This window comes from Clostridium liquoris (assembly GCF_002995785.1).
Lineage (GTDB): Bacteria > Bacillota > Clostridia > Clostridiales > Clostridiaceae > Clostridium_AO > Clostridium_AO liquoris.
This window is the reverse complement of sequence record NZ_PVXO01000027.1, coordinates 83,750-106,178: the sequence shown is the minus strand read 5'-3', so window position 1 is coordinate 106,178 and position 22,429 is coordinate 83,750. Positions and strand designations below refer to the sequence as shown.

Here is a 22,429-nt window from a genome sequence, read left to right as displayed (position 1 = left end):
TAAATGTAATTTTTTTAAAAGTAATCTTTGATTGCTCTTTTTGTCATGCTCTTTTTTATTAATTAAACATTAATCAAACAACTATAAAAATCTTTTAACTTTTACTTGACTTCATATAGTTAGTCTCTTTCAATGAAGCAGCTGCTCTCTTAGATTGATTTCTAAATATAGCATTGGCAACCTCCTCTGAAGATCCCTTTAAAGCAAGAGCCAAATCCTTTGTCTCTACTTCTCTTAATACCCTCTGTATTGATACATCGTCTAATGTAACAATATCTTCGAATACAAACATAGATTCTTTTACCTTTTCTGCTAATTCTGGATTTTCTCTTTCTAATGCTTCTGTTATATTCTTTTCTGTTGTTCTATCTACCTGATTTAATATATCAACTATAGTAGGAACCCCTCCTATTACCTTCATATCTGATTTTACTATTGAAGATAATTTACTATCTAATACTTTTTCTACTTCCTTAACTACTGCAGGTGAAGTACTACTCATAGTAGCAATCCTATAGGCTACGTCCGCCTGTAAATCTTCAGGTAATTCAGAAAGAATTTGTCCAGCCTTATCTGATTGAAGATAGCACAGTACTAGCGCAATAGTTTGCGGATGTTCATCAGATATTATATTTAAAAGCTGGCTTGCATCTGCTTTTCTTGCAATAGCAAAAGGTCTAAATTGCTGTGTAGCCTCTGTAACTTTATCTAATATTTCCATAGCTCTTTGGCTTCCTAAGGCTTTACCTAGAAGAGTTTTTGCATACTCAATACCGCCTTCCACCAAATAATCTTTAGCTTTATTCATCTGTATAAATTCTTCCAAAATTTTTTCTTTCTGTTCTGATTTAACTGTAGTAATATTAGCTATCTCATAAGTAATCTTTTGGATTTCTGCTTCTGGCAGCCTTTTAATAATACCAGCAGAAGCTTCAGGTCCAAGAGTTATAAATAGTATAGCTGCCTTTTGAACACCTGTTAATTTTTCCGTTTCTCCACTTCTAGCCATATACTATCACCTCTCATCCTCTGCCAGCCATGATTTAACTACTTCCGCAACTTGTTCTGGTTTTTCTGTAGCATATTTTTTAATTTCTTTTTCCGTATGGGTTTTTTCATTTTCTACATCCAATTCAATTGGTTTGAATTTAGTCTGATCTTCTACTGGCGTATTATCATCAATAACTGTATCTATATTCTTTGGTAAAATCTCTTCTTCTTCTTCTTCATCTTCTCTTCTCTTTCTGATAATCAAGTATGCAGCAAGTGCAGCCACAGCTAATCCTCCTACTATTCCAAGAATTGTATATAGTTTCTTACGTTTTTGTGCTGCTTCCTCATTTTTCATTTGCTCCAAGTCCTTGTTTATGTTGTCCTTGGCTGTAGTATCAAAGGGAATCCCTTCTACGCTTATGGTATCTCCTCTGTTTTGCTTGTAGCCTACTGCTGAAGCAACAGTATTATTTACAGAGGCTTTTGTGGCATTATCTAAAGCTCCATCTAAAACTACAGAAACTGTAAGTCTTTCAACAGCTCCTGGTGCCTTAATTGTTTTATCCTGTGATTTTGATATTTCATAATTTTTTGTAGCTTCCTCATGAGTAGTTACACTGCCATCAGGATTTTTAGCTATTTTATTTCCCATTGCATCATCTACAGGACTTCCACTAGCAGAGTTGCCAGCATCTTTATTAGTATCCTTTACATTTTTTTCACTTACTACTGTATTTTTTGGATCATAAGTGACACTATCCTTTTCAACAGCATCAAAATTTAAATCCGCATTTACCTTAACCTTTACTTTATCCTTGCCATATACTGCTTCTAGCATATTTAATGCCTTATTCTCTAAATTCTTTTCATATTCTGTTTTTAATGCTTGCTGCTTTTCCGCAGCACCAGTCATGTCTAAATTATCCTTATTAAATAAATCCTTTGTAAGACTTCCATTGGTATCATTTATCTCTACATTTTCTTTTGGTAAATTTCTTACGCTGCCAGATACTAAAGCAACCATAGCTTTTACCTGATCTTCAGTAAGTTTTTTATATGGCTTTAATTTTAATGTTACCGATGCCGTTGCTGGGGTAGAATCCTTTACAAAAACACTATCCTCCGGCATAACCAGATGTACCCTTGCATTTTCAACCTCTGGGAAACTTTTTATGGTTCTCTCTAATTCTCCTTGTAATGCTCTTTGATAATTGATTTTCATTTCGGCATCAGTAGATCCAAATTTACTTTTGTCAAGAAGTTCAAACCCTTGACTACCATTAGTTATAGGTACTTCTGATAATACTTCTACTCTTAAACTATCTACTTGATCCTCAGGTACTAATATTGAATTTCCTTCAACCTTACAATCTACTTTCTTTTCCTTCAACTTATTATAAACAGCACCCATATCATTATTGTCCATACTAGAAAATAGTACTCCATATTTTGTAGTATTTAGTGAAATACCTAAATATATTAAAGCCGCTAAAATACCTATTATAATAGCACCATAGGCTATTTTCTTTTTTTTACTCCACCCATTTAATCTTTCCTTAAAATTTTTCGTCCATTGGGATAGCTTGTTCATTCGTAGCACTCCTTACTATAACTGCATTCTATTCAACTCCTGGTATGCTTCTACAATTTTATTCCTAACCTGCACCGCTAGTTCTAAAGACATTTTTGCCTCCTCAGAATCCAGCATTACCTTATGTATATCAACGTCATCCCCTTTTATAAAAGATTCTGCGGTATTGGCAGATTTTATTTGCTTTTCATTGACTTCATCCAGTTTTTCCTTTAAGGTGCTAAAAAAGCCATTGTCCGAATTTTCTTCTTTAACTTTATTGTCTTCTTTTCCAATACTCATATTTTGAAATATCCTAGTATCCGGTGTAAATTCATTAATTTTCATTTAACATTCCCTACCTTCCTATTTCTAAAGCTTTCATAAACATACTTTTTTCAGAATTCATTGCATCCACATTTGCCTCATATGCACGAGTTGAAGCAATCATATCTGCCATCTCATTTAATATGTTAACATTAGGCATTAAAACATACCCATCCTTATCTGCATCTGGATGCGATGGATCATATACTCTTCTAAATTCCGAATTATCATCTACCACTCCAACTGCCTTGACTCCTAATAACTTTTCTTCATCTTTACCTGTATCTTTATTTAATTCATGTGTTAAATTCTCTTGGAATAAAGCTACTTTTCTTTTATAAGGTTCACCATTTTTCCCTCTTGTTGTTGAAACATTGCTCATATTTGAAGCAATAGTATCCATTCTCAATCTTTCCGCAGAAAGACCACTGGCACTTATTCTTAAATTATTAAATGCTTTTATCAATTAAATATCCCCCATTTCCATATTTATAATTTGATATCAATGTTATCTTCCGTTTATTACATAACGTTTTGAGGAAAGACTATTATTGACTTCAGTAATAAGGGCATTGTACATTAAAGTGTTGGCTGCTTGGTTAGTCTTCTCTAAGTCGATATCTACATTATTGCCATCCTGTCTCATACTTGAGGACTTATCCTGTTTTACTTCTATATCACCATATTTACTTTCTTCAGTTATATGCCTTTCATTAGTAGACTTTAACTTCAAATCATCAGAAGCTTCCTTTAAAGTATCTTCAAAAGTCACATAATGTCTTTTATAATTTGCTGTATTTATATTGGCTACATTATTTGATATTACCCTACTTCTAGTTGAAGAAGCATCCAAGGCTTTCTTCATTAAATCATACGCTTGACTATCTATAGATGAATTTCCATTGTTCATTTCACAATCCTCCAATTATATTAATTACATTAGTATACCTTTTAAGTATACTAATCAAATATTGACTTATCAAATAGGTTATTTACTGAGCAAGACGGTAAACACGGTTTTTTCTTTATTTTTCTCCAAATTATTCTTATTGAATAACATTATGTCAATAATTCTACTTAATTGATATAAATACCACCGTTTCTAAGATAATATTGTGTTACCAATAATACAATTATTATACAATATTTTCTTCTAGTTTTCTACATTAAATTTTAATTTCTTTTATATTCAAATTAAAATTTTACATATACTTTATTTATCCGATTCTATAAATAGACAACTTAGGGTATTATGGCACCCGTTAACTACATTTTACATTATATTATAATATTTAGTAAAGAAATTTCAATGAATATTATGATAAATATCTTTATTTTATAACAGCATTTTTCTTACTCTTTAAAAAAATAAAAATAGAGGCGAATATAGTAATTTATTCGCCTCTATTTTTATTTTTTTATCTACTTTTTACGTTTTCTAATATTCTAAGTGCATCCTGAGGGAATTTGTTTGATTGTACCATCATAGCATTGCCTGATTCTATTAGTATCCCTGTTTTTGTAAATTCTATCATTTCCTCCGCTATGTCTACATCTCTAATTCTACTTTCGGATCTTTGTGTAGCAATTTCAAAATCCCCTAAATTTCCTAAAGTACTTTCAAATTTATTTGAAATAGCTCCATATTTGCTTCTTACATCAACTATAGTATTTGATGCTGCGTCTACTATTTCTAAAGCTTTATCTACAAAATCAGCATCTTTTATATCTAAATTGTCCTTTAAATATTGAAGTGTTTTTTTACTGTCTATTTTCTTTTCATCATTGCTATCAATCATTGTTGCTCCAACCTTGTCTGGAGATAAATCATATAGCTTTATATCCATAGAATCTCCTGAATTTGCTCCTATTTGCATGGATTTTTTAACCACAGCTTCGCCATTATCATTTTTTAAATCGAACAATTTTACTCCATTGAATTCTGTGTTCTTTGCAATTTCCTCATATCCATCTATCATTTGATTTATTTCACCTTTTATTACTTTCTGATCTTCCGGGCTATTTGCTCCACTACCGGATTGTACCACTAACTCTCTAACTCTGCCTAAAATAGAATTTAAGGAACTTAAGGCTCCATCTGCTGTCTGCATCATGCTTACACCATCTTGAACATTCCTTTGAGCCATTTGCAATCCTCTTATTTGAATTCTCATTCTTTCACTTTGGGACATTTCATTAGGTCCATCACTGGCTTTTATTATTTTTTCTCCTGAAGATATACGGGATAAAGACTTACTGTTAAGCTTTAGATTTTTATTATACTCCCGAAATATATTAAGGGAGGATATGTTATTATTTAGTCTCATTTTAATCACTCCATAATAAATTTTATTATTTAATCATATATTTATATTAAATTTCTCATTTATATATCGTATTTTTTCCAAAAAAACTTTATAATGAATTTAATAGAACATTTAATCTTCCGATACCTATGCATAACTACATTAATAAAGGAGAGTAAAAAATGGATACTATAATATTAACAGATTCAAGCTGTGATTTACCTTTGGAAATTATTGAAAAAAATCAAATATCCTTTCTTGGCTTAAATTATCATTTAAGTTATGGGGATTATGTGGATGACTTTGGTAAATCCTTAGATTACAAAAAGTTTTACAATAGTGTTAGGGAAGGAGAAATGCCTACTACATCTCAAATTAATATCTATAGGTTTCAAGATACCTTTAGAAAGTATGCAAAGCAAGGTAAATCAGTTATATATATAGGAATGTCTTCAGCTATAAGCGGTTGTATAAATTGTGCTACTATGGCTAGAGATCAATTACTTGAAGAGATGCCCAATGCCGATATAACAGTAATTGATAGCAAGAGCGCCTCTATAGGGCAAGGTATTTTAATATGTAAAGCAGCTGAAATGCTGTCTAATGGGTATTCTAAATGCGAAATTATAAATTGGGTTGAAGAAAACAAATTAAACGTAAATCATTGGTTTATAGTTGATGATTTAATGCATTTAAAAAGAGGCGGAAGGCTATCCTATACCGCTGCTACAATAGGATCTATACTTGATATTAAGCCCATCCTTTGCATAAATAGAAAAGGTGAGCTGATAAATTTCAATAACATAAGAGGAAGAAAAAAAGCTATAAGAACACTAATTAAACTTTTTGAAGAGAACTGTATAAATCCAGAAAATCAAGTCATAGGCATAAGTCATGGCGATTGTATAGAAGATGCATTATTCTTAAAGGAATTAGTAACAGAAGAGTTCAAAGTTAAAGATGTCATTATAAATTATGTAGGGCCAGCTATAGGATCTCATACAGGTCCTGGAATGTTATCATTATGTTTTTTCGGGAAAGAAAGATCTTAAAAAAATTACTTCGAAATTTTTAAAGCAAATATTTCGGAGTATAGAATATAGAGCATAGGGTATATGGTATAGAGGACAGATTCTGAAATGAAAAAACTGTAGTAAATTTTGGGTAAAAATTTACTACAGTTTTTTACTTCTTTTAATTAGCTTCATCTTTAGCTTTTGCGTAATCTATAAATTGTATTTCTTCAGCAACTACTTGTGTTATGTATCTCCTATCCCCATTGCTATTGTTGTATGACCTGATATTGATTCTTCCAGAAATACTTATAAGCTTTCCTTTTGTTAAGTAAGGGGCAATAGTTTCTGCAGATTTTCTCCAGTAAACCACTGGTACAAAATCAGCTTCTCTTTCTCCATTATTGTTTACAAATGGTCTTTGTACTGCTAATGTAAAAATTAATAGAGGGTTGCCTTCTTCCCCCACATGTTTTAATTCACAATCCTTTGTGAGTCTGCCTATGAGTAAAACCTTATTCATTTTTCCACCTCTAAATACATCATTTTTTTATAATTATACCCACAGTTATTATTTATAAACAGTTACTTAATATTTTTTAGAAAGTTCTACATAATGTTCTGCATTACTCCTAAGTTTTTCTATCTCTTCTTCCCTAAGTTTCCTAATAATTTTTGCAGGTGAGCCCATACATAACACTCCAGATGGTATTTCTTTTCCCTCTGTAATTAAACTGCCAGCTCCAATTATAGTACATTCTCCTATTTTAGCATTGTTCAATACTATACTACCCATTCCAATTAAGGAAGAATTGCCAATGCTACAGCCATGTAAAATTACTCCATGACCAACTGTTACGCTATCTCCAATACTAAGCGGAGCTATGCCATCCACATGAAGAGTGCAATTATCCTGAATATTAGTATTTTTACCTATGATTATTCTATTTGTATCCCCTCTTATTACAGTGCCAAACCATACATTTGAGTTTTCTCCTATATGTACATCCCCTAAAATATCTGCACTGCCAGCTACAAAGCAGCTATTATGTATTTCTGGATATTTATCTTCAAACTTTTCCACCATAATAATGTTACCTCCTTAATAAATTAATATTTTTATCAATATGTCCCCCTTATTTTATCATAAAAATTATTTTTGTAGTATTACTTTACCGAAGTAACAGATTAATTTATTGAAAATTTTGACAAAAATAAAAAATTTGAATATAATATAAAAGATGTGTTATATTATAGACTTTTTAATTAATTAATGTCATAAAAATGTACATAAGGGGGTTCAAAATGGAAAAAAGTATGTTAAACCCAAATGAACTTTGTCAGGCGGGAATTAATTCTGCCATTGGCAAATCAAAATTATCATCCACTCAAACAATTTTACTAGGAATCTTAGCTGGTGCATTTATTGCACTGGGTGGTTTTTGTTCTACAGTAGCTTCCCATAGCATTTCAAACTTTTCTATTTCAAAACTTGTGTCTGGTTTGGTATTCCCTGTGGGATTAATATTAGTTATTATCTGTGGTGCGGAATTATTTACTGGGAATTGCCTAATGATCACAGCATTTTTAGATAAAAAAATAAAACTAAAAAGTATGTTAAGGAATTGGATACTAGTTTATTTTTCTAATTTTATAGGTGCGCTAATAGTTGTTCTATTATTGTACTTTAGTGGTTCAATGGGACTAAATTCTGGGAAATTAGGTGCTACTGTCATTAAAACTGCTTATGCAAAAAGTACTCTAACTGCTTTAAAAGCCTTCTGCAGTGGAATATTATGTAATATTATTGTTTGCTTAGCAGTTTGGGGATCTTATGCTGCTAAAGATGTAGCGGGAAAAATAGCTATAATCTGGTTCCCCATAATGACTTTTGTGGTTTCAGGCTTTGAACATAGCGTTGCTAATATGTACTTTTTATTTGTAGGATTATTAGCAAAAAATAATCCTATTTATGCAAAAGCTTCTCTACTATCCAACTCAGAGCTTTCTAAAATAAATATGGGAACCATATTACATAATTTAACTTGGGTAACCTTAGGCAATATTATAGGAGGTGCATTATTTATTGGTACAGTTTATTGGATAGTATATGGTAAAAATTCTTCAAATGAAAAAGCTTCCAATAAAAAAATAGCCAACATTCCAACTAACATGATAGAGAATAAATGATAAATAATAAATAAGTAAGAGGTAAGAGATAAGAAGTAAGAGTTGTGGTGAAAATTAAGCTTTGCTAAATTTTTTCATAAACTCTTACTTCTTACTTATTAGTTCGTTCTTACCCAAATAACAAATTAGCAATTTATTGTGGTCAAATACACGGTCTACTCCATAGGCTCTCCTTTAAAATTTTCATAGCTAGGCGGATTCTTTTTGCTGCTCTTAGGTCTTCTTTCTTCTGGTCTGACCCCATCATTTTTTCCAGCCTTTTGATGTTTATCTCCTTTAAATGATTTCATTTAACTTCCCTGCCTTTATAATTCTATTTTATTGTTATTTTCCCATGGCGCTTGATTATTATTCAATATAAAAAAATTGTGGCCAATTTTTTTAGTTGACAATTGACAATTGACAGTGAACAGTTAAGGATAATTTTTCTCCATTGTCATTACGAAAAATTGAAATTTGTATTTGAAGTAAGAACTAAGAAGTAAGAGTTAAAAATTAATAAAATTTTATTCAAAGCTTTTCTGTAGTGTAAGCGAAAGAAAAGCCTCCTTAACTGTCAATTTTCAATTGTCCACTGTCAACTGTCCTCTAAACGTCCAGGCTCATGATAAACCTATAGTAAATATAATATGCAATAAAGATACATGATATAGAGCATACTAAAACAATATTAGGTGCTGTTATCTGTATATAAATATCACTTACTCCCACCTGAAATATTAATAATGCTATAGCCCATACAATTCCCAATATTACATTTCGCATTTTATTAGGTCTAAACTTAATAAATAAAATTTCTACTATAAGAAAAAAGCCATAAAATAAATTGTAAATAATGATATTTATAAAGCTTATCTTTAAAAAAGATATAAAACTTTTGTCCATAATAAATCCTAAATATGAAAATGCACTAGAATCCATTATAATAAACATTATAATCCCATAAAACATAACAAAAAAAACTATAAATAAATTAACCATTATTATTTTATTTTTAAAATATTCTCTCCTGCAATAGTTTAAACTTAAAAAATAGCTTATATCTCTTTTTAATCTTTCTGCATCATAGGGTTTAGGAACCGTAATACATAAAAAAACTAACAAGCTGCTAACAATCATGCCTTTATATGGTTTGCTGATACCATAGGGTAACCATAAAGAGGCAAATATTCCCCCTATAATGCTAATTAAAAAGATAAGAATTATAGGTTCTTGTAAAAAAGCTCTATTTAACTGAACATTAAATCTTTTATTATTTATTAGTTTCATATATCTCCCACCCAATCCTTTATAGTTAAACTTACAAATAATTCTAAATAGGTATGGTTTCTATTTCTCTTCATAGCTTTTAATCATATCTATAATTTCTTCTTTATTTATATCAACCTTTTCCCCTTCTTTAATGGTCTTTAAAACAAAGTCCTTAAAAAAGCTCTTTCTTCTTTTTCCTTTTATGTATTCCTTAGCTCCTGGTTTAACAAACATACCTATCCCTCTCTTTTTGTACAGTATGTCCTCCTCTGTTAAAATATTTATTCCCTTTCTTGAAGTGGCAGGATTAATACCATATACTTCTGAGAATTGATTGGTAGACATAACCTGTTCCCCCTCTTTTAAAAGCCCATTTAGTATATCGTCCTCAATCCCTTGGGCTATTTGCATGTATATAGGCTTAGAGTCGTCCAATATTAATTTCAATTTTTTTCACCCCTTTAAAGGCTTGCAATTAAGGTACCTAAATCTTTTATATATATTTAACGAAATGGATAATAGGAATTGCCCATATTCACTATCCATGCAATAGTTTCACTAAATTAACATTCTATGATTTTTTCTACTGTTTTTTCTTCTTTCTTACAAATAGCCATAATGAACATACATAGATATGTCCATACGCTTATTTCTATAAGCTCTATACATGCATAACCCATAGGATTAGTTCTTAAATCCATGCCTATTGGTGACGCCATCTTAAATATAATTCCTAAAAGCAATGATATTACTCCAAATATAATTCCTAAAAACAATATTTCCACGTAATATTTTTTACCCAATGAGGTTCCTTCTTTTAATGCTTCTACTGGATTTGTATTATTATATACCAAATATGCATCGCATGGAATAAGTATGGGGCTAAGATAGGAGGTTACAAAAATATATACAATTGGCATGATTATATCAAAAGCTCCTAAAAGCAATACTCCTATTGTGATAGCATACATAATTATGGTTAGTGCTAAATATCTTAAATAAATGCCTAAACTTTCTTTAAGATCTTCCCTATAATTTACACGCTTTTCATTTATCAATTCTTTTATAACTACCATTAAAAATGCACAAAATAATGAACCTACAAATAATTGAAATAGAATTGGTACAAAATTATCTACTACTGCTTGCTTTAAACCTGATAAATTTCCTTTAAAGAAATCATAGAAATCATACGTGCTAAAACCTAAATTGTGCATAATACTTTCATATAGTGTCCTAACTAAAATAAATGGCAGTAAAAATTTAAATCCTTTCATATATTTTCTCCAAACTTCTTTATACATAAAACTTTCCTCCTGTAATTTATTTATGTTTGTTTATTAATTTCATCTATGTCCCCCTAATCCTTTATAGTTAAACTTACGAATAATTTCTGAATAGGCATGGTTTCTATTTGGAAGCCCATTTCTTCCAATATTTCTTTATCCTCCTCAGATAAGTGTTGAAATACCTCAAGAGTTCCTATTTCTCCATGGGATTTCTTGTTTAAAACATTGAATTTTTCTTCAATGCCTTCTAATTTTTCTTTTTGCCCCCTTATATAAAAAGCTTTTTCCTTCAAAGCATCCACATCATCACATAAAAGAAGCCTGCCTTTATGAATAATAATTATGCTTTCAAAAAGTCTGCTTACTTCTTCTAAATAGTGAGTAGAAAATATTATACATCTTGGATATCTATCATAATCTTCTAAAAGTGCCCTATAAAATATTTCTCTGCCTACTGGATCAAGCCCTGAATATGGCTCGTCAAACATTGTTAAAGGTGCACGACTGGCAAGACCTATTATTATGTTCACCATAGATTTCATGCCCTTAGAAAGGTCTCCATAGTTCTTGCTCACATCTAAATTAAATTTTTCTATTAGCTGTTCTTTAAAATCCTCATCCCAATTAGGATAAAATATCTTTGCTATATGAAAAATTTCCTTAGAATTCATATTAGGCATAAAATTATTTCCATCACCTACAAAACAAATTTGTGATAAAATCTTTTCATTTTCAAAAGGCTCTTCTCCAAAGACTTCTACAGTTCCTGAAGTCTTTATATAATAACAGGCAATTATTTTTAGTAAAGTGGTTTTTCCAGCTCCATTTCTACCTGCCAAGCCATAAATTTTATTATGTTCAATATCCAAAGATAAATCATTTAAAACTTTTTTATTATTAAATACTTTATTTAATTCTTTTATACTTACTGCTAAATCCATAATATTCCCTCCAATAATTATATTAGGAATAAGAAGTTTCACTTGATTAACATTCTATGATTTTCCCTACTGATTTTTCTTCTTTCTTACAAATAAACATAACAAACATACATAGATACATCTCTACACTTGTTATTATAAATTCCATACATACATAAATTATAGAACTAGTTTTCAGTCCCATTCTTACCATACTTACTCCGCTTACTCCCGATACTATTCCTGCTATAATTCCTAAAAAAAATATTTCCATAAAATATTTTTTACCCACTGCCAGTCCTTTTTTGAAAGCTTCAACTGAACTTGTATTGTAGTATATTAAATATGAATCACATGGAATAACTATAGGGGTAATACCTATTAATAAAACCCATGCAATTGCCTTAAGCATATCTATCATTCCTAAAAGATTTATCCCAATTAAGACAGCCTCAATAATGATACTCAATACTAAATATCTTAAATAAAAGCCTATGCCTTCTTTAAAATCTTCTCTATAATCTATATGCTTTTCATTTATTAATTCTTTAATTACTACCATTAAAAATGCATAAAATAACGAACCTACAAACACAATAAATAGAATTGGTGCTAAATTACTCATTACTGCTTGCTTGAAATCCGATAAATTCCCTCTAAAAATATTATATAAATCATATTTGTTAAACCCTAAATTAAAGCCAATACCTTCACACAGTACCTTTACTAAAATAAATGGCAGCAAGAATTTAAATCCTTTCGTATATTTATTCCAAACTTCTTTATACATAAAATCCCCTCCCTTAATTAGTTGGTTACTTATGTAACTAACTATATCACCTGTGTATATGTTTGTCAACTATAAACTAAGAGGTAAGAACTAAGAAGTAAGAGTTGTGGTGAAAATTCAGCTTTGCTGAATTTTTTCATAAACTCTTACTTTTTACTTATTAGTTCTTACCTAAACTGTCATCTAAAGTTCTTGATTTAAAGATAGCATTAGTGCTAAAATTAATTGATAGAGATTATATCTTAGGTAAGGCTTATTATTTAAAATAAAGTTAAATCTAACATATAGATGAAAATAATATAGGATGGTGAAAATTTTAATGGGACAAATTATTCTTACAGATTCAGCCAAAAAGAAAATAGAAGAAGAGTTAGAATTCTTAAAAACAGTAAAAAGAGTTGAAATTAAAGCTGCTTTAAAATCTGCACGTGCTCAAGGAGATTTAAGTGAGAATGCAGATTATAGTGCTGCAAAAGATGATCAATCAATGAATGAGACTAGAATACTTGAATTGGAAACTCAATTAAAAAATTCTATAGTGGTGGAAAGTTCTACTGATACAAATGTTTTTGATTTAAATAAAACTGCTTTGGTAAGATTTCATGATTTAGAGGATGATGAAAAAGTGACCTTAGTAAGCTCTGTGGAAGCAGATGTGAAGAATATGAAGATAAGCATAGAATCCCCTTTAGGAAAGGCTCTTTACAAATTAGAAGTAGGTAAAAGAGTAGCAGTACAATCTCCAGATGGGGATTATGACGTAGAAATACTTAAAATACTTTAGTAAATTACCTCCAGGATAAATAATGGAGGTTTTCGGTGATTTTCAGACATTTTATATAAAAAAGGGCTAGATAGCAAAGCTAGTCCTTTTTTATATTTTAAATAAATAATAGCAAAAAACAATTACTTTTACCTTTAATAAATCTAATTATCAAAGGGTTGTGAGCTTACATATAGATCAAATAAGGCAGCTGCGTCTTGTTCACTTATCTTATTGTCAGATAATTTTCTATATAATATATATAAATTAGCATTTAGTTCAGCATTAGTTAATTTTGTTTCTTTCATCTTCTGATCTATTTTTTCTAATAAACTTAAAGAGTTGTCCTTTAGCTCTTTATCAATCATTTCCAGCATATCCTCTGCCTCTTTAATGATCTGCTTATCTTTAGCCATAAGTTTTATAGCTATAGCCCTAGATTGAATTTTTATTAATACATCTTTATTTACTAATAATTTTTCCTCTCCCATATTTCCCTCCATTAATTATGATCATATATAAAGTTATATAGCTAGCAATATATTCATATTATAACATAATATAAGTAATTGTTCACATCTACCCAGTTATTTTTTTTATCATATTAAAAAGATAAGGTTTCATTGTATCAATGTCATAAGGTTCTTGAAGTATTATAGAACTATAGCATATGGAACTGGTAAGTTCTATAACCATAAAAAGATTTATTTCAAATTCTTCCTCATCTATATTTTCCTTTTGCCTTATTTCTTCCAGTAACTCATTTATAATCCTCATATCTTCATATTGGTTTGCGCTAGCTATAGCTTTTCTATATAATCCCCAGGACAAATTTTTATGGATTATTTTAAGGAGTTTTGTATTGCCCCTAAGATACTCTATTATGTAATCTATAAAAAATATTATGGATTGTGAAAAATCCTGAAGGTTTTTAGATAAAGTTACTTCCACTGCTTCTTTTAGAACAGAAGCACTTTTCTTCAATATTATTTTGTCTATTATATCATACTTATTTTTAAAGTATAAATAGAAGGTTCCCTTAGCTACACCTGCCTTCTTAACTATATCATCTATTGAGGTACCATTTATCCCTTTATTTGAAAAAAGTTCAAAAGCTGAATCATAAAGATTCTTTTCTTTGATGACTTTCTTATTTATAGGCTTATTTTCATCTTTATCATTTGACATAAGCTAAATTTCACTCCTTATAAAAACTTTTCTTATATATTTATTATTGTTTAAAAAAATTTTTCAGTCAATGGTAAACTTTAAATGTTACCTACAAATTTCTAGCTATTTTACACATAACACACAAAAAAGTAGCTATAGGGTATACCTATTAGCTACTTAGTAAAATATGAATTAAAGAATACTTTTAATCCATTGAATAAAGTTTTTCTTCTCTTCAACTGCAACTTTCTTTGGCTCTTTCTTTTGTTTTTTTACTTCAGGAGCTTTTACATCATCAGTTTTCATTATAAACTTAACTTTTCCATCCATATTATCTCCGGTTCCAGTGAAAGTACCATAATTTTTGGACATCTCATAGAGCTTATCCTTTACCTCAATAATATTATTTATATCTCCTATTTTAGGAGTTACTTTAGAGTTAATTTTTCCTATACCTTCATCACTAAATTTTTTAGCTCCTGAATAAAGCTCACCAGTTCCAGAATATAATTTACTGCTTCCTTCCTCTAAAGGATCTATTCCATTATCTACTAAAGAACCTATCCCTAAAGAAAGCTTCTTGCTGCCACTATAAAGTTTATCCATTCCATCTGTCATTTTCGGCATAGCATCTAAAAGTTTATTTGCTTTATCCACATTTCCCTGTTTCAATGCATCATTAACTATGTCTAATATTTGACCGTTATCCTTTAAATCTTGCTGCATTGAGGTGAGTGTGCCCATCATTTGTGGCACTTTTCCCATATCCTGAGGAATGTTTTGCTGTAGTTTAACTAGCTTTGGCCCAGCTTTCTCCAAATCTTTCTGCAATACATTAACTTTATTTAAGGTTTCTTTTAGCTTTGGATCCTTTGTACTAGATATCATAGCCTTTATTTCATTTAAATTTTCCTTATTTGCATCTAAATCCTGTTTCATAGAGGCTATCTTAGGTAATACGCTCTGCATATATTTTACATTGTCAGAATTCAATCCATTTTGAATATCTTTCATTAACTTCACATTATCTTCACTATACACACTGTTTTGAACAGTTTTTAAATCATTTAATAAATCTCTAGCAGCATTTATATTTTCTTTACTTAAACCTTTTAGCAGCTGCTGATTTTTACTTTGTGATAAATCATTTTTAGCGCTTTCCAAATTGTCTATCATAATATTTAAATTATTTATGTTTTCTTCATTTAAAATATTGTTTAATTCAGCTATATTCTTATCTTGACTCTTTAAATTATTTTGCATTTCCTGAAAAGAATTTAATAAAGGTTTCATAGAATTAATACTTTCCTTGGAGTCATTTAAACTCTTATCAGTTTCACATACTGCCTTATAATACCCATTAAGAAGAGCGTTAGCATTTGCCTTTTGCTCAGTAGACATATTTGGATTAGAATCTATACTGCTTTGCAAAAGTTTTATATTGGCATCATTTCTTAGAGGCTCAGTTTGGGCATGAAAAGATTCAGCTCCTGCTATTTGTTTATCTAACAATTGATTTATAGGAGACATATCAATTGTTTCTAATTTTTCTCCCTGGTTGATTACGTTCCTTAAGCTATATAAATTATCCTTATTTAAAATTTCCTTCATAGAATCTAATTTAGCAGTATCCATATTGCTTATACCCTGTAATTTTTCCGTAATATTTGACATAGATTCTGCTCCATCTAACAAACCCGTCAATTCATCTATCTTTTTCATGTCAATATTTCCTAATTTATCTACCTGATTCATAATATTATTTATTTCATTAATATTATCCTTAGATAGTAAGTTCATCACTGGAAGCATTTTATTCATATCAATTTTTTGTAATGCTTCTGCATCATTAATTAAATTATTCATTTTTTTAGTGTTTCCTTCATCTGCTAATGAAGGGGCATTTTTAAATAATGGATTATTTAATATACCATTAACATCTAAACCTTTAAAATCATTAAGGGTCTTACCAAACAATACCATGTTCTCTGTTTTAATAAGTTCTAGTGAGTTTTTAAGTGATGAGGTATCCATATTCTTTGCCACAAAAGCATCTTCTATAAGTTTTCTTTCATTCTGTACCTTATTTTTATCCCTTACAAGGGAAAGTTTATCGGAGTTTTCATCCATATCTTTTCTTATATCCCATAAACCATTATGTGCATCTTCTATACCATTAGATAATTTCCCCGAAGCATATTGGGAAGAAATCATACCATTTTTCACTTTTGTAATACCAACATTTAAACCCTGTGCTCCATTTTTAGTCTGTAAAATACCATTTAATAACTCATTTGAAGCATTTTGCAGATCATTTATTCCATTTTTAAGTTCATCAACATTTTTTGCATCTTTAATTGCCTTTATTTCTGGCAGCTGTGGAGTTACAGTTATAAGTATTGGATCCATTTTAAAATTATTTACATCACAATTTATTTCCAATTCATTAGGTATTTTACTATTTATATCATCATTATTTAAATCAAAACTTTCTTTCATACCTGGAAAAGCTGCAAAATTTATTATCTTGTTATTACCTTCGGAAATTATTGTTCCATCATTTATTTTAATATTTGAAAAGTTATCAAAAGGTAATGTTACCACCGTAAGAGCTGTCATTGGTGTATATATATTTTTCATCTTTCCATTTATATTTACCATTTGCTTATCTGTGTTTTTATAATTAATTTTTATTTTTAATTTTCCCGATTCACCCGCTATATCCTTAGGATTTACTTCTTTTCCATCAAAATAATATTTTACACTTATCTCTACTGGCGGATCTTCTTTTGTAGTTCCCTGATAGAATATGTCTTTTTTATCACTTTTCCAAGTTAGCTTATCTCCATCCTTTAATGGTACCTCATTTCCTTTAACATTTTTTATATCATTTAATTTTGATATATCTTCCACATTCAAATTTTCTTCATCACTATGAAGCCAATCACTTACTATTTCTTCTTTTACCTTACCATTTCCATTTAAATTTACATACACAGATTCATCTTTTACTACTGCATCCTTTGCATAAACTACATTGGGTGCCATCGTTGAACCTACCACTACTAAACATATTAAATTTTTTGAAAGACATTTATTTCTTGCCATAGTTCTCTCTCCTTTTTTAAATTTATTATGTTATCTCTTAAACAGCAGTTTTTTTATCTATTTTAAATCCAGAATCTTTTCTCCAGTTTCTGCTAGTAACAGCAATAAGTTTTTCGCAAACTAACAATATAGAAGGAAGTATAAAGATTATTACTACCATACTTATAAGTGCTCCTCTTGCCATCATAGTACATAAGGTTTTTATTATGGACAAGTTTGATATCATGCCAACTCCAAAAGTAGCACCAAAGAATGTTAGTGCACTGGTAGCAATAGATTTTCCTGACTCCTTAACTGCTTTTTCCATAGCATCAAACTTATTTAAGCCATTTTGCAATTCCTCTTTAAATCTTGATGTTAATAGTATTGCGTAATCAACAGTAGCCCCTAGCTGAATACAGCCTATTACTATAGAAGCAATAAAAGGCACTGTAGTTCCCATATAGAAGGAAACGCTCATATTTATAAGTATTGCCAGTTCAATAGATGCTACTAATAAAATTGGAATTGATATTGACTGAAATACTGCAAAGATTATGGCAAATATAGCTAATATAGATATAGCATTGGAGCTTTTAAAATCCTTATCCGCTAATTGAACTAAATCCTTTGTTAGAACTCCTTCACCAGTTAACATTGCATTTTTATCATAACTTTTCACAATGGATTCTATTTCATCTATCTGATTATTTTCTTCATTTGTAGCTGATTTATATTTTGAATTTACTAGTATCAGATTATATCCACCTTTTTTAAACAAATCTTTAATGTCATTTGGTACAAAAGATTCAGGTATTGCTGCTCCAACAAATTTATCATATCCTAAAACTTTATCTACTCCATCAACTTCCTCAATTTTCTTAATCATCTCAGTTCTCTTATAAGGCGGCACATCATCATTAACTAAAGCAAAATGTGTGGTGGTCATGTTATAGTCTTCTTTTAACTTATTTGTAGCAATAATAGAAGGCAAATTCTCCGGTAAAGATTTATCTAAGTTATAATAAACTTTCAAATGATTATTACCAAATATTGCAGGTATAAATGCTAATAAAAATATAGCAATAAATACCTTGTACTTTTTTGATACCAATGATGCCGTCTTGCTAAAATCAGGCAGTACAGTTTTATGTTTAAACTTGTATATATATTTATCAAACATTAAAATCAAAGCAGGTAGTATTGTTACTGTTGATATAACTCCTAGTAAAACTCCTTTAGCCATGACAATTCCTATATCTTTACCTAGGCTTAACTGCATAGAGCATAATGCTAAAAATCCTGCTATAGTGGTAAGAGAGCTTCCTGAAATAGAAGTTATAGTATTTGCAATAGCCTCCCCCATGGCCTCATTTCTATCATTAAACTTCAATTTTTCTTCCTCATATCTATGAAGTAAGAATATAGAATAATCCATAGTAACTCCCAATTGCAATACTGCTGCAATTGACTTGGTTACATAAGAAACCTGCCCTAAAAATATATTAGTCCCCATGTTATACATTATTGCAAAACCCATACTAATTAAAAATATAAATGGTATTATAGTAGATTCCATAGTAAGAGCAAGTACTATTATTGAAAGTATTACTGCTATCAAAATATAAAAAGGCGTTTCTTTATCTGATAAATCCTTTGTATCCTTAACTATGGCAGATGCTCCGCTTAGGAAACACTGCTTATCTGTAATATTCCTTATCTCTCCTATAGCCTTTTGTGTTTTTTCTGAAGATGCAGAATCAGTATATCGTATTATAAGCATAGTAGAATTTTTACTATAAAAACTATCCTTTATTTCCTCTGGCAGTATTTCTTTTGGTATACTAGTATCCAGCATATCACTTATCCAAATTACTTTTTCCACTCCACTTATCTCTGATATATTATCTTTTAACTTTAAAACATCTTTGCTTTCCATATTTTCAATTATCAGCATAGAATTTGCTGCATTTGAAAACTTTTTATCCAGTATCTCTTGTCCCTTCATAGAATCCAAATTCTTCGGTAAGTACTCTAGCATATCATAGTTTACCTTGGTTTTCGCCATTCCCCAAAAGGATGGTATCAGTAATAGCACTGAAATAATTAATACTAAAACTCTTTTTTCCGCTATTAATTTACCAAATTTTTTCATTGTATTCCCTCCTTGTTGCCCCAAATTTATGACTAATAGTCAATTGGTACCTTTTTATTATATACCAATATGACTATTAGTCAATATTAAAGTATGTCTATTGTGTTAACAAAGATTTAATTTTATATAAAAAAAAAGACATGGCTTATTAACCATATCTTTCTTTATTATTTAAAAAAGTGATCCGCACTTTCTAACATACTTTCTGCTGATTCCAGACTAAGTGGTCTGCTAAAATAATAGCCTTGAATTTTATCACATTCCATATGCTCTAACAAAGATACTTGCCCTTCTTTTCCCACTCCTTCAGCTATTACTTCCATATTTATTTTGTGAGCTAATTTAATTATTCCATGTGTAATATCCCTATCACTAGAATTTAAATCTATATCATCAATAAAAGACTTATCAATCTTTATGGTATTTATAGGCAAACCTTTTAAATGTTTAAATGAAGAATATCCTATACCAAAATTGTCTATAGCAACCTTTACACCTAATTCTTTAAATTCTTTTAATAGCTTAATGCTGCACTCTAAGGATTCCATAAGCATTGTTTCTGCAATTTCAAATTCTATATATTTAGGATCTATATTAGTTTCTTTAATAATCCTTCTTATTTTTTCACCAAAATCTTTATTCTGTATTTGTACAGCGGATAAATTAATTGCAATAGTAAAGGGAGCATATCCTTTTTTCATCCATTCCACATACTGATTGCATACAGTCTTAATAAGCCACTCTCCTATAGGAATTATAAGTGATGTTTCTTCAGCTATTGGTATAAACTCCACTGGAGAAATCCACCCTAGTTCTTTACTATTCCATCTTAATAGTGCCTCAAAACCCGCTAATTTTTTCCCGCTTACATGAATTTGAGGTTGATAGTACACCTGTAATTCATTATTTTCTAATGCATTTCTTAAATATTTTTCAATTTCACTCTTTCTTTCCATTTCCTGTCTCATATTATTGGTGAAAAAACAATAACTATTTTTGCCAGAATTCTTTCCTTTATACATAGCAATATCTGCATTTTTAATAAGAATATTTACATCAGTACTATCCTGGGGAAATATACTTATTCCAATGCTTACCGAAGTACAAGCATATTTATTTCCTATTTTTAAAGGTTCAATGAACATACCCTTTATATTTTCACATAAATTGACTACATTATTGCAATCCTTATCACAACATATGAATATTAAAAATTCATCTCCTCCAATTCTGGAAATATAGTTACCCTCTCCCACATAAAATTTAAGAATTTCCGCAACTATCTTTAATAATTCATCCCCATAATTGTGTCCTAAAGTATCATTTATCTTCTTAAAATTATCTAAATCCAAAAACATTACTGCAATTTTTTCATTGCTATTGGTTTTTATAATTTTATCTATAGTTTTCTGCAAGCTTTTTATGAACATCTCTTTATTAGGGAGATTAGTTAACTCATCGCAGGAGGCTAGAAATATCTCTTCTCTTAGCTCATCTTCCGACTTTATAAGCTCATCAATCCTTTTATCCTTACTTTGTATTTTTACTTCTAAGTAAAATATAACACATAGAATTATAATTAGAGTGGAATTATACATCAGCATATTCATTTTATATTTGTAAAAAGTACTTTGAAATAATATTAATAACAAAGTTACCAATGCTATTTGAACTAATATGTATTTGTTTAGCTTTCCTTTAGTATTTTTTATATTCATAATTTCTCACCTCTGCTTCTTATTATAATTATATATTCTATCCGAACTTTTAACAATATGTTACAAAATGTTTTACAATATTTATAATAATACATCCTATTTCATTAGCATATTATATATTTATTTAATAAAATTAAATAATATGTAATAAAAAGGTGAGGCGTATATAAATCTTTACTTAATAATAAGAGGACATTTCTTTAAATACTAAATTCAACTTTACTAGTATATCAAATTAGCATTTTAAATCAATAGATGTTTACACCTGCTCTTCTATATAAAAAACCACCCTGGAATCAGGGTGGTTTTCACTATCATTTTTTACAATCTTCCCAATATCACCTCTATAAAAGCACTAAAATCTGATAAATGTTTCTCAATAATCTCTTGTATTATATCTAAATTTACTGTATATTACATCATTTCCCATATACAGAACCCCTCTTCTTAATGTTTTCCATTATTGTTTCCCTTTCTTCATTTAAAAGAGCATACTCCTTAAAAGATCGCATTTCAAAATACATTCGTCTAGTTTCATCTGTACAGTAAACCTTTTCTCCTGTTCCTACTACTTGAGCTTTGAAAACTGTAGAAGCCTTTTTTAGATTTATCAAGTCCACATCCCTTTTTACAATATCAGCTAACTCCTGTGCCATAATAAAAACTTCATAATCACTAAATTCTTTATCACTTAAAAAAGCTATATCTATATCACTATTTCCATTGAAATTTCCATTGACAGCAGAGCCAAATATATAAATTAAATATGGTTTTATTATTTTTAAGGAATAGTCTATTATTTTATTAATTGTATCCTCATTTAAATACATAAATTATCACAACCCTTAAATTTTATTATTAAATATTTAAAAGCACTTTACAATATT

23 protein-coding genes are annotated in these 22,429 nt (G+C 29.5%); 3 read left to right on the top strand and 20 right to left on the bottom strand.

Going from position 1 to position 22,429, the window contains the following annotated elements:
- Positions 1–94: 94 nt before the first annotated feature.
- The 6 genes from fliG to CLLI_RS04570 form a co-directional block, all read right to left on the bottom strand.
- The gene (gene fliG / locus CLLI_RS04595) at positions 95–1,009 is read right to left on the bottom strand and encodes a flagellar motor switch protein FliG (RefSeq protein WP_106063056.1); all 915 of its coding nucleotides are present in this window, start codon (positions 1,007–1,009) and stop codon (positions 95–97) included.
- Between the two features lie 6 nt (positions 1,010–1,015).
- Entirely contained in the window at positions 1,016–2,584 is a 1,569-nt protein-coding gene (gene fliF, locus CLLI_RS04590) for a flagellar basal-body MS-ring/collar protein FliF (protein WP_106063055.1), read from the bottom strand.
- Between the two features lie 15 nt (positions 2,585–2,599).
- Positions 2,600–2,911, bottom strand: a complete 312-nt coding sequence (gene fliE, locus CLLI_RS04585) for a flagellar hook-basal body complex protein FliE (protein WP_106063054.1) — start codon at positions 2,909–2,911, stop codon at positions 2,600–2,602.
- A 10-nt stretch (positions 2,912–2,921) separates the two neighbouring features.
- Positions 2,922–3,356, bottom strand: a complete 435-nt coding sequence (gene flgC / locus CLLI_RS04580; protein WP_106063053.1) for a flagellar basal body rod protein FlgC — start codon at positions 3,354–3,356, stop codon at positions 2,922–2,924.
- A 42-nt stretch (positions 3,357–3,398) separates the two neighbouring features.
- Positions 3,399–3,800 carry a flagellar basal body rod protein FlgB gene (gene flgB, locus CLLI_RS04575; protein WP_106063052.1) on the bottom strand — a complete coding sequence of 134 codons (402 nt, stop codon included), beginning with the start codon at positions 3,798–3,800 and terminating at the stop codon, positions 3,399–3,401.
- Positions 3,801–4,308: 508 nt separating this feature from the next.
- Complete coding sequence (locus CLLI_RS04570) at positions 4,309–5,217, bottom strand: flagellin N-terminal helical domain-containing protein (protein ID WP_106063051.1); 909 nt, start codon at positions 5,215–5,217, stop codon at positions 4,309–4,311.
- 161 nt (positions 5,218–5,378) lie between these two features.
- Between CLLI_RS04570 and CLLI_RS04565 the strand changes: the two genes are divergently transcribed.
- Complete coding sequence (locus CLLI_RS04565) at positions 5,379–6,248, top strand: DegV family protein (protein WP_106063050.1); 870 nt, start codon at positions 5,379–5,381, stop codon at positions 6,246–6,248.
- Between the two features lie 142 nt (positions 6,249–6,390).
- Here the strand turns inward: CLLI_RS04565 and CLLI_RS04560 are convergent, their stop codons facing one another.
- Entirely contained in the window at positions 6,391–6,732 is a 342-nt protein-coding gene (locus CLLI_RS04560) for a single-stranded DNA-binding protein (protein WP_106063049.1), read from the bottom strand.
- 66 nt (positions 6,733–6,798) lie between these two features.
- Complete coding sequence (locus tag CLLI_RS04555; protein WP_106063048.1) at positions 6,799–7,296, bottom strand: gamma carbonic anhydrase family protein; 498 nt, start codon at positions 7,294–7,296, stop codon at positions 6,799–6,801.
- A gap of 218 nt (positions 7,297–7,514) precedes the next feature.
- On the opposite strand from CLLI_RS04555, the gene CLLI_RS04550 reads away from it, so the two are divergent.
- Positions 7,515–8,399, top strand: coding sequence for a formate/nitrite transporter family protein (locus tag CLLI_RS04550; protein WP_106063047.1), 885 nt, complete (start codon positions 7,515–7,517; stop codon positions 8,397–8,399).
- A gap of 155 nt (positions 8,400–8,554) precedes the next feature.
- On the opposite strand, the gene CLLI_RS14980 is transcribed toward CLLI_RS04550, so the two are convergent.
- The 6 genes from CLLI_RS14980 to CLLI_RS04525 form a co-directional block, all read right to left on the bottom strand.
- Complete coding sequence (locus CLLI_RS14980) at positions 8,555–8,689, bottom strand: hypothetical protein (RefSeq protein ID WP_278335566.1); 135 nt, start codon at positions 8,687–8,689, stop codon at positions 8,555–8,557.
- A 298-nt stretch (positions 8,690–8,987) separates the two neighbouring features.
- On the bottom strand, positions 8,988–9,668 hold the full coding sequence (locus CLLI_RS04545; protein WP_106063046.1) for a hypothetical protein: 681 nt from the start codon (positions 9,666–9,668) through the stop codon (positions 8,988–8,990).
- A 60-nt stretch (positions 9,669–9,728) separates the two neighbouring features.
- Entirely contained in the window at positions 9,729–10,097 is a 369-nt protein-coding gene (locus CLLI_RS04540) for a GntR family transcriptional regulator (protein ID WP_106063045.1), read from the bottom strand.
- A gap of 116 nt (positions 10,098–10,213) precedes the next feature.
- Positions 10,214–10,954 (bottom strand): hypothetical protein, encoded by a 741-nt coding sequence (locus CLLI_RS04535; RefSeq protein WP_106063044.1) that lies wholly within the window; start codon positions 10,952–10,954, stop codon positions 10,214–10,216.
- Between the two features lie 56 nt (positions 10,955–11,010).
- Entirely contained in the window at positions 11,011–11,880 is an 870-nt protein-coding gene (locus tag CLLI_RS04530; RefSeq protein WP_106063043.1) for an ABC transporter ATP-binding protein, read from the bottom strand.
- A gap of 46 nt (positions 11,881–11,926) precedes the next feature.
- Complete coding sequence (locus CLLI_RS04525) at positions 11,927–12,649, bottom strand: hypothetical protein (RefSeq protein WP_106063042.1); 723 nt, start codon at positions 12,647–12,649, stop codon at positions 11,927–11,929.
- 319 nt (positions 12,650–12,968) lie between these two features.
- On the opposite strand from CLLI_RS04525, the gene greA reads away from it, so the two are divergent.
- Positions 12,969–13,433, top strand: coding sequence for a transcription elongation factor GreA (gene greA, locus CLLI_RS04520; RefSeq protein ID WP_106063041.1), 465 nt, complete (start codon positions 12,969–12,971; stop codon positions 13,431–13,433).
- Between the two features lie 143 nt (positions 13,434–13,576).
- Here the strand turns inward: greA and CLLI_RS04515 are convergent, their stop codons facing one another.
- The 6 genes from CLLI_RS04515 to mntA form a co-directional block, all read right to left on the bottom strand.
- Positions 13,577–13,903 (bottom strand): hypothetical protein, encoded by a 327-nt coding sequence (locus CLLI_RS04515; RefSeq protein WP_106063040.1) that lies wholly within the window; start codon positions 13,901–13,903, stop codon positions 13,577–13,579.
- Positions 13,904–13,991: 88 nt separating this feature from the next.
- Positions 13,992–14,600 (bottom strand): TetR/AcrR family transcriptional regulator, encoded by a 609-nt coding sequence (locus CLLI_RS04510; RefSeq protein ID WP_106063039.1) that lies wholly within the window; start codon positions 14,598–14,600, stop codon positions 13,992–13,994.
- A 174-nt stretch (positions 14,601–14,774) separates the two neighbouring features.
- On the bottom strand, positions 14,775–17,690 hold the full coding sequence (locus CLLI_RS04505; RefSeq protein ID WP_106063038.1) for a YhgE/Pip domain-containing protein: 2,916 nt from the start codon (positions 17,688–17,690) through the stop codon (positions 14,775–14,777).
- A gap of 37 nt (positions 17,691–17,727) precedes the next feature.
- On the bottom strand, positions 17,728–19,824 hold the full coding sequence (locus CLLI_RS04500; RefSeq protein ID WP_106063037.1) for an efflux RND transporter permease subunit: 2,097 nt from the start codon (positions 19,822–19,824) through the stop codon (positions 17,728–17,730).
- A gap of 167 nt (positions 19,825–19,991) precedes the next feature.
- Positions 19,992–21,542, bottom strand: coding sequence for a putative bifunctional diguanylate cyclase/phosphodiesterase (locus tag CLLI_RS04495; RefSeq protein WP_106063036.1), 1,551 nt, complete (start codon positions 21,540–21,542; stop codon positions 19,992–19,994).
- 419 nt (positions 21,543–21,961) lie between these two features.
- Entirely contained in the window at positions 21,962–22,372 is a 411-nt protein-coding gene (gene mntA, locus CLLI_RS04490) for a type VII toxin-antitoxin system MntA family adenylyltransferase antitoxin (RefSeq protein ID WP_106063035.1), read from the bottom strand.
- Between the last annotated feature and the right edge of the window lie 57 nt (positions 22,373–22,429).

What these genes read in the sequence shown, in the direction of transcription:
- fliG (WP_106063056.1), bottom strand. Translation starts at nt 1,009, where the DNA reads ATGGCTAGAAGTGGAGAAACGGAAAAATTAACAGGTGTTCAAAAGGCA.
- CLLI_RS04510 (WP_106063039.1), bottom strand. Translation starts at nt 14,600, where the DNA reads ATGTCAAATGATAAAGATGAAAATAAGCCTATAAATAAGAAAGTCATC.
- CLLI_RS04560 (WP_106063049.1), bottom strand. Translation starts at nt 6,732, where the DNA reads ATGAATAAGGTTTTACTCATAGGCAGACTCACAAAGGATTGTGAATTA.
- CLLI_RS04505 (WP_106063038.1), bottom strand. Translation starts at nt 17,690, where the DNA reads ATGGCAAGAAATAAATGTCTTTCAAAAAATTTAATATGTTTAGTAGTG.
- greA (WP_106063041.1), top strand. Translation starts at nt 12,969, where the DNA reads ATGGGACAAATTATTCTTACAGATTCAGCCAAAAAGAAAATAGAAGAA.
- CLLI_RS04550 (WP_106063047.1), top strand. Translation starts at nt 7,515, where the DNA reads ATGGAAAAAAGTATGTTAAACCCAAATGAACTTTGTCAGGCGGGAATT.
- mntA (WP_106063035.1), bottom strand. Translation starts at nt 22,372, where the DNA reads ATGTATTTAAATGAGGATACAATTAATAAAATAATAGACTATTCCTTA.
- CLLI_RS04535 (WP_106063044.1), bottom strand. Translation starts at nt 10,954, where the DNA reads ATGTATAAAGAAGTTTGGAGAAAATATATGAAAGGATTTAAATTTTTA.
- fliF (WP_106063055.1), bottom strand. Translation starts at nt 2,584, where the DNA reads ATGAACAAGCTATCCCAATGGACGAAAAATTTTAAGGAAAGATTAAAT.
- CLLI_RS04555 (WP_106063048.1), bottom strand. Translation starts at nt 7,296, where the DNA reads ATGGTGGAAAAGTTTGAAGATAAATATCCAGAAATACATAATAGCTGC.
- CLLI_RS04530 (WP_106063043.1), bottom strand. Translation starts at nt 11,880, where the DNA reads ATGGATTTAGCAGTAAGTATAAAAGAATTAAATAAAGTATTTAATAAT.
- CLLI_RS04500 (WP_106063037.1), bottom strand. Translation starts at nt 19,824, where the DNA reads ATGAAAAAATTTGGTAAATTAATAGCGGAAAAAAGAGTTTTAGTATTA.
- CLLI_RS04545 (WP_106063046.1), bottom strand. Translation starts at nt 9,668, where the DNA reads ATGAAACTAATAAATAATAAAAGATTTAATGTTCAGTTAAATAGAGCT.
- CLLI_RS04570 (WP_106063051.1), bottom strand. Translation starts at nt 5,217, where the DNA reads ATGAGACTAAATAATAACATATCCTCCCTTAATATATTTCGGGAGTAT.
- CLLI_RS04515 (WP_106063040.1), bottom strand. Translation starts at nt 13,903, where the DNA reads ATGGGAGAGGAAAAATTATTAGTAAATAAAGATGTATTAATAAAAATT.
- CLLI_RS04495 (WP_106063036.1), bottom strand. Translation starts at nt 21,542, where the DNA reads ATGAATATAAAAAATACTAAAGGAAAGCTAAACAAATACATATTAGTT.
- CLLI_RS14980 (WP_278335566.1), bottom strand. Translation starts at nt 8,689, where the DNA reads ATGAAATCATTTAAAGGAGATAAACATCAAAAGGCTGGAAAAAATGAT.
- CLLI_RS04565 (WP_106063050.1), top strand. Translation starts at nt 5,379, where the DNA reads ATGGATACTATAATATTAACAGATTCAAGCTGTGATTTACCTTTGGAA.
- CLLI_RS04525 (WP_106063042.1), bottom strand. Translation starts at nt 12,649, where the DNA reads ATGTATAAAGAAGTTTGGAATAAATATACGAAAGGATTTAAATTCTTG.
- flgB (WP_106063052.1), bottom strand. Translation starts at nt 3,800, where the DNA reads ATGAACAATGGAAATTCATCTATAGATAGTCAAGCGTATGATTTAATG.
- fliE (WP_106063054.1), bottom strand. Translation starts at nt 2,911, where the DNA reads ATGAAAATTAATGAATTTACACCGGATACTAGGATATTTCAAAATATG.